Annotated in this window: 8 protein-coding genes and 2 rRNA genes; 2 read left to right on the forward strand and 8 right to left on the reverse strand. The window is 37.4% G+C overall.

Translation table 11 applies throughout. The features are described from left to right. Positions 1 to 17 precede the first annotated feature (17 nt). Together EAG08_RS13115 and rrf are read left to right on the forward strand one after the other, a co-directional pair. Positions 18 to 2,777, forward strand: a 23S ribosomal RNA gene (locus EAG08_RS13115). A 143-nt stretch (positions 2,778 to 2,920) separates the two neighbouring features. Continuing rightward, positions 2,921 to 3,028, forward strand: a 5S ribosomal RNA gene (gene rrf / locus EAG08_RS13120). 803 nt (positions 3,029 to 3,831) lie between these two features. On the opposite strand, the gene EAG08_RS13125 is transcribed toward rrf, so the two are convergent. From EAG08_RS13125 to EAG08_RS22705, 8 genes are all read right to left on the reverse strand, one after another. Then, on the reverse strand, positions 3,832 to 4,338 hold the full coding sequence (locus EAG08_RS13125) for a hypothetical protein (RefSeq protein WP_228446565.1): 507 nt from the start codon (positions 4,336 to 4,338) through the stop codon (positions 3,832 to 3,834). Between the two features lie 9 nt (positions 4,339 to 4,347). Next, positions 4,348 to 4,878: a hypothetical protein gene (locus EAG08_RS13130; RefSeq protein WP_129535834.1), complete on the reverse strand. Its 531-nt coding sequence runs from the start codon at positions 4,876 to 4,878 to the stop codon at positions 4,348 to 4,350. Further along, positions 4,875 to 7,589 (reverse strand): hypothetical protein, encoded by a 2,715-nt coding sequence (locus EAG08_RS13135; RefSeq protein ID WP_129535835.1) that lies wholly within the window; start codon positions 7,587 to 7,589, stop codon positions 4,875 to 4,877. Before EAG08_RS13135 ends, EAG08_RS13130 begins: the two co-directional genes overlap by 4 nt. Further along, complete coding sequence (locus EAG08_RS13140; protein WP_129535836.1) at positions 7,526 to 8,392, reverse strand: WxL protein host-binding domain-containing protein; 867 nt, start codon at positions 8,390 to 8,392, stop codon at positions 7,526 to 7,528. The genes EAG08_RS13135 and EAG08_RS13140 overlap by 64 nt, the downstream gene beginning before the upstream one ends. A 95-nt stretch (positions 8,393 to 8,487) precedes the next feature. After that, a complete protein-coding gene (locus EAG08_RS13145) occupies positions 8,488 to 9,066 on the reverse strand; it encodes a hypothetical protein (protein WP_129535837.1) in 579 nt (192 codons plus the stop codon). 348 nt (positions 9,067 to 9,414) lie between these two features. Then, the gene (locus EAG08_RS22175; protein WP_228446566.1) at positions 9,415 to 10,038 is read right to left on the reverse strand and encodes a phospholipase domain-containing protein; all 624 of its coding nucleotides are present in this window, start codon (positions 10,036 to 10,038) and stop codon (positions 9,415 to 9,417) included. 2 nt (positions 10,039 to 10,040) lie between these two features. Further along, positions 10,041 to 11,306 (reverse strand): alkaline phosphatase family protein, encoded by a 1,266-nt coding sequence (locus EAG08_RS22700; RefSeq protein ID WP_262696736.1) that lies wholly within the window; start codon positions 11,304 to 11,306, stop codon positions 10,041 to 10,043. Beyond that, a complete protein-coding gene (locus EAG08_RS22705; RefSeq protein ID WP_262696737.1) occupies positions 11,303 to 11,632 on the reverse strand; it encodes an alkaline phosphatase family protein in 330 nt (109 codons plus the stop codon). Before EAG08_RS22705 ends, EAG08_RS22700 begins: the two co-directional genes overlap by 4 nt. Positions 11,633 to 11,691 lie beyond the last annotated feature (59 nt).

Genomic DNA, 11,691 nt, shown 5'->3' on the forward strand with positions numbered 1-11,691 from the left:
ACTAATTAATAATTAGGAAAGAAATCGTTAAGGGCGTATGGCGGATGCCTAGGCTTTCAGAGGCGAAGAAGGACGCGGTAAGCTGCGAAAAGCTGCGGGGATCGGCACACACGAATTGATCCGCAGATGTCCGAATGGGGCAACCCGGCATGTTGAAGACATGTCACCTCGTAAGAGGAGCAAACCAGGAGAACTGAAACATCTAAGTACCCTGAGGAAAAGAAATCGAAGAGATTCCGTAAGTAGTGGCGAGCGAACGCGGATTAGCCCAAAAGTCTTTATATATTTAATAGAATGTTCTGGAAAGAACAGCCATAGAGGGTGATAGCCCCGTACATGAAAGGTATATTTAGATGATAAATGAGTAGGGCGGGACACGTGAAATCCTGTCTGAATATGGGGGGACCATCCTCCAAGGCTAAATACTCCTGAAAGACCGATAGTGAACAAGTACTGTGAAGGAAAGGTGAAAAGCACTTCGAATAGAAGGGTGAAATAGAACCTGAAACCGTACGCCTACAAGCGGTCGGAGCCCACAAGTTGGGTGACGGCGTGCCTTTTGCATAATGAGCCTACGAGTTAATGTTACTAGCGAGGTTAAGGACTTCAGGTCCGGAGCCGGAGCGAAAGCGAGTCTGAATAGGGCGCTTAGTTAGTAGTATTAGACGCGAAACCTTGTGATCTACCCATGGGCAGGTTGAAGCTTTGGTAACACAAAGTGGAGGACCGAACCGGTTGACGTTGAAAAGTCTTCGGATGACCTGTGGGTAGGGGTGAAAGGCCAATCAAACTGGGAGATAGCTCGTACTCCCCGAAATGCATTTAGGTGCAGCGTCGTGTATAAGTTTATTAGAGGTAGAGCTACTGATTGGATGCGGGGGAGTCAAATCCTACCAATTCCTGACAAACTCCGAATGCTAATAAATGTTCCACGGCAGTGAGGGCGCGGGTGCTAAGGTCCGTGTCCGAGAGGGAAAGAACCCAGACCAACAGCTAAGGTCCCCAAATCTCTATTAAGTTGAAGCAACGCGGTTGGACTGCATTGACAGCTAGGATGTTGGCTTGGAAGCAGCCATTCATTTAAAGAGTGCGTAACAGCTCACTAGTCGAGCGGTCCGGCATGGATAATAATCGGGCATAAATAGAGTACCGAAGCTATGGATTTACAACTTAGGGTTGTATCTGGTAGGGGAGCATTCTGTTTGCACAGAAGCTGAGTCGTGAGGCTTGGTGGAGCGGACAGAAAAGAAAATGTAGGCATAAGTAACGATAAAGCGGGCGAGAAACCCGCTCACCGAAAGACTAAGGTTTCCTCAGCCATGCTAATCAGCTGAGGGTTAGTCGGGACCTAACGCGAACCCGAAAGGGGTAGTGGATGGACAATGGGTTAATATTCCCATACTTGCTCACACTAAAAAGGGGACGGAGTGCCGTACTTACTGGAGACTGACGGAATAGTCAAGACCTAGCCTTCGGGCGAAGTTGCTGTAAGGAAAGTGCTTCCAAGAAAAGCCGAAGTGAAGCAACCCGTACCAAAACCGACACAGGTAGTCGAGGAGAGAATCCTAAGGTGCTAGAGTGAATCATGGTTAAGGAACTAGGCAAAATAGTCTCGTAACTTCGGAAGAAGAGACGCCAGCAGCAATGCTGGCCGCAGTGAAGAGGCCCAGGCGACTGTTTATCAAAAACACAGGACTCTGCTAAATCGAAAGATGCTGTATAGGGTCTGACACCTGCCCGGTGCTGGAAGGTTAAGGAAGGGCGTTAGCAGCAATGCGAAGCGTTTGACTGAAGCCCCAGTAAACGGCGGCCGTAACTATAACGGTCCTAAGGTAGCGAAATTCCTTGTCGGGTAAGTTCCGACCTGCACGAATGGTGTAACGATCTGGGCACTGTCTCAACCATGAGCTCTGTGAAATTGTAGTAACGGTGAAGATGCCGTTTACCCGCAATGGGACGAAAAGACCCTGTGAACCTTTACTATAACTTCGTATTGACTTTGAGTAAGTAATGTGTAGGATAGGTGGGAGACTTTGAAGCAGGCACGCTAGTGTTTGTGGAGTCAACGTTGAAATACCACCCTTTACTTACTTGGAGCCTAACTTCTTTTAGAAGGACACTGCGTGGTGGGTAGTTTGACTGGGGTGGTCGCCTCCAAAAGAGTAACGGAGGCTTTCAAAGGTACCCTCAGCACGCTTGGTAACCGTGCGTAGAGTGTAATGGCATAAGGGTGCTTGACTGTGAGACCTACAAGTCGATCAGGTGCGAAAGCAGGACATAGTGATCCGGTGGTTCCGTATGGAAGGGCCATCGCTCATAGGATAAAAGGTACTCCGGGGATAACAGGCTAGTCTCCCCCAAGAGCTCACATCGACGGGGAGGTTCGGCACCTCGATGTCGGCTCGTCACATCCTGGGGCTGGAGAAGGTCCCAAGGGTTGGGCTGTTCGCCCATTAAAGTGGCACGCGAGCTGGGTTCAGAACGTCGTGAGACAGTTCGGTCTCTATCTATTGCGGGCGTTAGATGTTTGAGAGGGCTTGATTCTAGTACGAGAGGACCGAATTGAACAAACCTCTGGTGTATCAGTTGTTCCGCCAGGAGCACCGCTGAGTAGCTACGTTTGGAAGAGATAAGCACTGAAAGCATATAAGTGCGAAACTCGCCTCAAGATGAGACATCTTTTAAGGGTCGTTGGAGATGACGACGTTGATAGGCTACAGGTGTAAAGTTGGTAACAGCATAGCCGAGTAGTACTAATTACCCGTAGATTTATAGCCTAATTGGCAACGCTTAATTGCGCAATCAAGGTTCTCTCTTTGTGAACATTTTTATCGATAAAACAGTTGACAGTAAAGAGTTGACAGTTGATAGTATTATACCATCAACAATCAACCAAAAACTGACAACAATATACAACCTTTAGGGTGGTTTTAGCGGTGGGGCTCACCTGTTCCCATTCCGAACACAGAAGTTAAGCCCACCAGCGCCGATGGTACTGCGAAAGCGGGAGAGTAGGTCGCCGCCAGTTTTTATTTAAAAGTCTCATACATTCAGTTGTATGAGACTTTTTTTTGTCCTAAACCTTAAGTAAACCTTAAAATCTAACTAACTAACCCTTAGAAGCCTCAGGCATGGATTTGTAGGAGACTTTTCTTGTTCTAAATTTTAGAAATTAAGTTAAAAATAAAAGAACTTAAGTGTTTACATGATTCGAGATCTAGTTTAGGGTAAAGAAGTTAATGAAAATCAAGATAATTTAATCCAATAATCCATACTGTTGCTCCGTAGGAGCAATATCTGTGTAGAAAAAAGCTGAAGCGGTCACAAGCGCGTTCCGTAGGAACGCTATCTATTCCTCATTTGTAAATGCTGCACAGAATTTACAGGTCGCTCTGGAGGAGTTTCTCCTTCCATGAGCTTTTGTTCATATTCTACTAACAGTCCGCCGCTCTGCGGCTTTTGGAAACAACTACACATCTTGGAAAGTTATATATTGTAATTGTTTTAAGATGATTCATAAGCTTCATTTTAATGATGAATACAAGATGATTTTTATTCATCTTAAAATACCCACACAAATGTAATTTTGAATATTCATCATTCATCATTCATCATTCATCATTCATCATTCATCATTCATCATTCATCATTCATCAAAAGCAAGCTTTGAAAATAAAAAAAATCATTGTTTTTTTGACAAATAATCAAAGAATGCAGTCACCCCCCTAGCCCAGATCGAAACGGCATCCTTTTTTGTTATTTGGAAAAAGCACAGGCACAAAAAAGATACAGTGAAGAGCTGGATGAAGCTTCCAATAAAAGAGAGAAGTTTTAAAGGCCACTAATTGTAAAAACTATTCTGCTGTTGTAACTGGCAACTGGAGTAGTTACTGAAACTCCACTCAGTTGTATTTGAATAGGAATATTGGAGTATGAAGCTAATGCTAAAACTGCTTGAATTCTGAATAATTCAACAGCAGTCTGCGTGAACGGCAAATAGGTCGTTCCACCTGTTATGGTACAAAGTACGCAGAGCGTTGTACCATTTCCTGTTCTCTTGGCTGCCAAGAGCAATGAATTATGCCAAGTCGGGTTGGGTTCATAATGCACAGATACTTTTGCATTTCCTAAAAGTAAGGGAACTGATGCCGCTAAAAGAATTTGGTTGGCAACACTTTCATAAGTCCCAGAATAATTATTTCCTGCTTCTGTAATGGTAGTTATAGGTACAGTCCAATTTGTTCCACCTACAGTTAAAGTCTGAGATTTTATACTTGTTGCAAATCCTAATAGGATGATACTACATAAATATTTTAACAATTTTGTCTTAATCTTCATAATCTTAAGTTATTCGGTGATGGTATAGGTGATTACGACCGGTGTATTTGTTCTCGCAGATAGGTTTGCATAGGTGTTCGCAGATAATGTGATGGTGATGCGATGCCCGTTATTTGCGCCATTGCCGGTAAATGCGCCACCAATTCCGCTGATAATTGTTTGTGAAGTTGTAGATAAAGTTACTGTTGCAGTTGGGATTCCGAAAACGCCGGCTCCTCCTGATGATGTCGCAGCTTGTAGTCTAATATCAACTCCCGGTATCACCTGATTTATTGAGGCAGTAATTCTCCTTGTGACTCCACCTGATACGATTGCAGATGTATAATTAATCCACTTTGTGGTGTTGGGAGCAGGCGCAATCAATTGTCTTCCTGCGTCAGTAGGTGCCGTAAAATTCATTGTAATATTTCCTGCAGGTTCAATATCCATTAATGTTACAACTGGTAATGTGATGCCGATCGTTCTGTTTCCTGTTGTTTGTGAAAATGCAATACAAGAAAATAAGTTAACAGCTACAATCAATATTTTAAAATAATTCATTCTTGTTTTTTATTTTCGTTGTAACTTACTTTTACACTCTCTTGCTGATATTTTATTTCAGATTGCTGTTTTATAACATTGATAATAATATTTTTTGATTCTGATGGTTTTAGATTTATATCAAACTGATCAATCGGAATTTTATATTTTTTATCTAAACCATTCCGATATACTTTAATTTTCCAATCTCCGGGACGCAGATAAGTAAAATCAAAATTTTGCCCGATTATCGCAAGCTTTCTAAGGATCAGTTCTCCGTTTGAAACTTCAATAATTAAATTTTCTTTTTTCTTCCTATCTTTTTTGAGTGGAAGTTGTGCAAAACTTAATTTACTTTCTGGCTCAGAGTAATCAATTTTTCCCTGAATACTCGCTGCACTTGTCAACCCGAAATTAAAAATATTTTCTTTTTGATTTAAAACTAAAGAAATAGGTAAACTAAGATCTGGAATATCATTGATTTCTGTTGTTGATCTGTCGATTTCCAAAACATAGTCTCCAGGTTTTACATTTTTAAATACATAATTTCCGTTTTTGTCTATTACAGAAAGATGATTTCCTAAAATCAAACGGATGCCGTCTACTTTTTTTACTGCAAGATTATTGATCGTTCCAGAAAGTGTAGTGTATTCAGCAGTTTTTTGAATCGGAATATTCATTCTTAAAGTATAGCGAAGTGAGAAAATAAAATCTTTATTTCCAATTTCTCCTCTTTGCAAATTGTATCGTGCAGATAAATCAAATTCATGACCTCGAAAAATTTGTTGATGAAAAAGAAGTTCAAAAAGATTTCTATCCGTATAATAATCTTCGGGCATATAATTATTCTGATAAAATAAACTGAAGCTGGTTTTATCAGAAAACCGGCTCATCATTCTCACACCGTAATAAAACTGTTTCTGATTTTGCAGCTGATAGCGTGAAGTGACCGCATAACTTCCATATAGATTAAATGAAGTTTTAAACTTTTCGAAACCTACATTCGCAGTATAGAAACTTGAATTACCCGAAAATCCCGACAAGAAATTATTAGTTTTACCGAATTGTCCTTCAAAATTCAATTGAAAAATTCCAATTTGCTGGTCAAGGCTTACTTTGAAAAAATGTTCTTTATAATCAAATTCTTTCGGCATCAAGCGATCTTCATATCTTTGAAACCCGTTATAAAGCATGATTGAACCGCTGGGTAAATATTTATACTGAATTCCGTACTGCAGATATTTTCTATAAGGTGCTGCAAGAAATAGAGTGTCTCTCTGAAAATTTCTTGCATCCTGAGTATAGGTCGAAATTAAATTTATTTTTTTTGAAATCCTGAACTGTAGATTGCCATTAAACGTATTGGTATTGTTAAAATATCCTGCATATTCTGGGCTTGATCTCATGTACATGAGGTTTCCGCTGACTTGTTTAAAATTTGCATGAGTTTGCAACATGTAAGCCGTTCCTTCTGCATTATCTGTTTTACTGTAAGATGTTTCTCCAGCAATTTCAAGGTTATTATTGAGCTTAAATTTTCCTTCGATGTATGGTAAATGCGCATTAGAATCTAATCTTAGATTACTAAAACTAAAGTTTACGTTTTCCTTTCTCGAGATTTTATACAGATATCCGGTAGTAATTTCTGATTCTTTGGCAATTTTAAATTTTGTGTAAAAATTAAATTCACCTTTTATATCTCTGAAAAATCTTGGGTGATTATAAAAACCGCCAAAACTTATTTTTTTAAAATCAAATCTGATTTCTGCGCCACGCCCGTATCTCGCATATTCCGTTAAAAATGAAGAAGAGTAATTTTTATCTCCGAGATGTATGTATAAATTGTCTCGTTTGTAATTCACAAAATATTCTTCATATTGGGTAAAAGAATTGAATTCTACAGGATTTTTTGTAATTGCACGAAATTCCAATAGATTTTTGTTTTCCTGATCTAAACTTCCTTTTCCATAAATTTCGCTCTGAAATCCATCATTATATTCACCTCGGTTTTGCATTCCGACAAAAGACATTGATGCAGAGATGGGAATTCTATGAAAAATATCATCTTCAATAGGCTTTGTTGAAATTATTTTAATGCTTGTATAAATAGTTTGATTCTCTTTGGGATTTCCTACCGGATAAATTGTAAGATTTAGATTTACAAATTCATTTTTCCCTAATTCTGGGTTGGTGATTTTACTGATGGTAATTAATTTTTCTTCTCCTGCAGGTAAGTTTAGATAAATATCTTCATCAACGACAGCATTCTTACTTTCTAGAATTAAATTTTCCGAAACATTGCCGTTGTTTTTTAAAAGGAAAGTTGATTTAATAGTTTCCCCAGCTTTTACAAATTCAGGAGAATTAATTGCGGTTAATGTAAGTTTTCTGTTTCCGGAAACGATAAAATCTGAAGTTTGGATAAATTCTTCTTTTGTATTTTTTTCGATTCCTTTTATTGTAATTCTATGTTGACCTTGTGGAGTTTCTGTAGCAATTTTTAACGGAACAATGTGAATTGTGCTCTCGTTAGAAAAAATTTTTATCTGATCATTTTTTAAAATCGGAGTGATTGATTGGTGAGACGTTTCAATCGCAATGTCAAATATTTTATTCTCGGAAGTTTTGTTTTCTATGATGAATGAAATAGAAGATGAAGTTCCCGGCTTTAAACTGTCTTTTTTTGAGAAAAAAGTAGCGCGGGGAATAGAATGGTAATATATAGTAACCACGTTTTATTCATTTTTATTTCTAGTTCAATATTGAGTGCGAATGCATTTTCGTCCTCATCGATGGCAATGAGAACCGCATTGTATTTTTCTGGAGGCATTTTACTGATATCGATATAAAATGATTTTGAAGTCTGCGGTAGCAATCCCATTGGCAGACTTGAAAAAGTTGCGACTTTGTCTCCGTTTTTTTTGTTATAAATTTCAATTGCTATGCTGGGTTTGCAATAAAGGTTTCCCTCGTTGGCGACTGCAATTTTTAAAATTTGTAGTTTATCTTCTTTTTCAATTTTTACTCCTTCAAATTTTAGATTGGGTTTTGCTTTTTCAGAATCTATATCAGTAATAATTTGAACAGCGTATCGAACGATGGATGTTATGTTTACGCCTTCTTTTTCGTTGCTTGGTCTAATGTTGTCTACTGGCTCTACAATGATTACGCTCCAATAGCTTCCTATATCAGCAACTTGCTTTGGAATTGTAATTTCGTATAAAACTTCAGTTTTTTGTTTCGCTTTTAGATTAATCAGATTTGTATTTAACTTAATCCAATGAGCATTAGTTTTAGGATTTGTGTTTGGAACTGTGTACTGTATTGACCCGTCTGACTGATAGTTGAAATCCTGCAGAAATAATTTTATACTTTGTGGCTGATTGCTTGTATTTTCTAGACTTATTTTTCCTTTATAAATATGTCCGTTTTCTACTTTATAATTGTGTGAAAGCCCGTTTAGTATGACAATGTTAGCTTTTATAAAATAAGATGAAAACATCAGGATAATGAAAAAGATGGTACGCTTTAGCATTTGAATGTAAAGTTTGAGTTTAAAATAAAGACAAGAAAAACTTGGAGAAACTTAAATCTTAAATTTCTCCGTGTTTAAAAGATGTTTTTCAGAATTTAGTTATCCGAAATAGTGTAGGTCACAGTTGCAACAGCAGTCGTAGTTGCTTCAAGATCTGCATAAGCAGCGATGGTACCAGATCCGCTTCCTGCAGCTAAAGCATACGTAAGATTGTGACCGTTATTTGCGCCATCTCCTGTGTAAGCACTTCCAATTCCGGAAATGATTGTTTGATCTGCGGCAGTTAGCGTCAACTGCGCAGATGGAGTTCCCAGAGTTCCTCCTCCTGAACCAGTTGCTGTAGCAGCAGTTACTCTGATGTCAATACCAGGGATTATCTCATCTACTTTTACCGAAACATTACGGGTAGCATCTGCAACAGATTTAATCGATGAATAATTCAGCCAAAGTGTGTTGTTTGTACCACTTGGAACGATAGGAAGACCAGCTTCATCAGGAGCTGTAAATCCTAAAGTTATGTTTTTGTTGGCAGCAGGCTCAATGTCTACGAGTGCTACTTCAGGAATAGTAATCCCGATGGTGTGATTGTCTGTGTTAATGTCTTGCGCCTTTAGATTTGCTGAGAAAGTAAAAGCTGCTAAAGACATAGCTAAGGTTAATGTTGTTTTTCTCATGGAATTAAGTTTTAGTTTCTAAAGTTAATAAAATTCATTACAATATGAAATATTTAATAAGAATTTTTTATTGTTATCTATTCATTTACAATATCTAATAATAATTAAATAATTTGTTTTTCATGGTTATAAAAAAAAGCAGTAAATATTATGACTAAAGTCAACATCAAAAAAAATCTTACACATTGTTTTGTGTAAGATTTTATCTAAATTTTAAATTATTTTAAGACCAATGAAGATCCGTCACTGTAGGTTTTCCTGATTCTATTCTTCCCGCAAAATGCCAACTGTTATTTTCAGTTTTTATTTTGAAATCGTACCAGCCTTTTGTTTTATCAAGATTAAAAATTATTTTTTTCCTGATGATTCGAGAGGAATTTCTTGCTTTTTCCCATCATAAAGATTTTCTAAGATAATAGTTGTTTTGTTAGCAGAGATCTTATTCAGTTTTATTTCAACTTCATTTTTCGAAATATTATTTGATAATGTTATTTCTACCTCTGCTTTTTTATTTCCTTTAAATTTTCTTACAAAACCGTTGGGTCCTGTTACTTCAAAATTATAAGAATCAATATCAGCTTCGTGAGAAATCTCCTCTTTTGCATAGAGCGCATAAGAAAAATAATAATCTGGTGTATCAAATTTATTTTTATCATAAATAATTAAAGGTACTGCAGCATCTTTAAGGTTGGTCATCACAATTTTATGATTTTTAAGGTTGACCTCATAATCGTAAGGTAATGGATTTGATGGTTTTATACCTCTTTCCTGAATTTGTAATAATTGATGATTGAGATCCTTTTCAGAATACCATTTGAGATTGGGTGTGGGTTTGTTTTTTGCTGAATTAATGATCTTTGCATACTCTTTTTGATTCAAATAATTCATTGTAGGAATTTTGCTTTCAGATTTGTTGAAAGCTGATGTCAAGTCACCACAGATTGCTCTTCGCCAATCGCTGATGTTGTCCACCGTTACATCCTTGTTATATTTTTCTGTATAAATTTTTCAAGAAATTGTAAAACCGAAGTATGATCAGAAACCTGAGAGTTGACGAAACCACCTTTCGTCCAAGGTGAAGCTATAATCATCGGAACACGAAATCCTAAACCAACCGTTCCTTCAACTCGTTCATTATCATGAAGGTCAGAATTTGACATATATTCCTGATTCTTATTCACATATTCTACACCCTCTTTTCCGTTCATATCAACGGGTTGATTCGGATTTAACGGCGGTGCGAAAGGAATCACATGATCAAAATAACCATCATTTTCATCATAATTAATAATGAAAATTGTTTTCTTCCAGGTTTCAGGATCTTGTGTAAGAATATTCAAAACTTCAGAAATATACCATGCACCATACCACGGTGAACCAGGATGGTCAGAAAATCTTTCCGGTGCAACCAACCAGGAAACTAATGGAAGTTTTTTGTCTTGTACATCTTTTCTGAACTGATGCAAAACATCTCCTTTTGGAACAACCAGCCTTTCTCCGTTTTCATCTTTTCCCACTTCTAAATTCCAGTAATCAGGATCATCCGAATTGATGGTGAATGCTTTTTCGTGAAGATTTTTTTCTTTTTGAGAAAGCTTTGCAAAATTATCAGGATGATATTTTATTAAATCTTCTTCAAGCTCTTTAATTAAATTTTCAAAACGTTCTTTGTTTTTCGGGTTCTTCTCGATTTCAGTTTTTAAGTGATTAATGAGATTGGGAATATTTTGATGGTAACCTTTAGAAAATTTGACATTAAAATTAGAAAACCATTCAATGGGATTATCGGTAAAATTGCTCAACCAAGATTCTTCTTCACCAGGCATCCCTTTCGGAAGACTGATTTCATTCTGATAAATTCGCCACGAAACGTCTTGTTCTTCCAGTATTTCAGGAAAACTTTTCCATCTTGCCTGTCTGTTTTTATCATAATCGATGTTGTCATTGTAAACATTGGCTTTTACTTTGCCATTTTGCTGTTCACGAATCGTTCCAGACCAAAGAAATAATCTGTTAGGTGTAGTTCCTGTCAATGACGAACAAAAATATTGATCAAAAATTGTAAATGAATCTGCCAGCTGATAATAAAAAGGTAAATCTTCACGGTTATAATACCCCAAAGTCAAAGGCATTTCTTTATAGTCCTTATTTCCGGAAGCTTTTGCCTGAAGCCATTGGTCGTACTTCATTCCGTTTAAGGCATGTTGCTGATCAGACCATGAATGCGGCAATGAGCTCATCCATGTAGATTTGGTATTTTTAAATCTAATCTTCCCGGAGCAGCATATTTTCCATCATTATTTTTCTGAAAAAATACCGAGTGGCCATCTTCTTTAGCGAATGCAGTTTGATCTAAAAATCCCCGAACCCCTTTCAAAGCTCCGAAAGCGTGATCAAAAGAACGGTTTTCCTGCATTAAAATCACAACGTGTTCTGCATCATAAAATGTAGATCCGGCTGCAGCTTCTATTGTTAAAGCTTTTAAAATTGCAGGATGCAACATACTTGAAGTTCCCAAACCGGCCATTAAAATTCCCGATTTTTCTAAAAATTCTCTTCTGTTCATATCGAAAAATACTAAGTAAGAAAGAAACCGCAAGTATCATCATCAGCTTACGGTTTCTT

It is taken from the genome of Chryseobacterium sp. 3008163 (assembly GCF_003669035.1).
Lineage (GTDB): Bacteria > Bacteroidota > Bacteroidia > Flavobacteriales > Weeksellaceae > Chryseobacterium.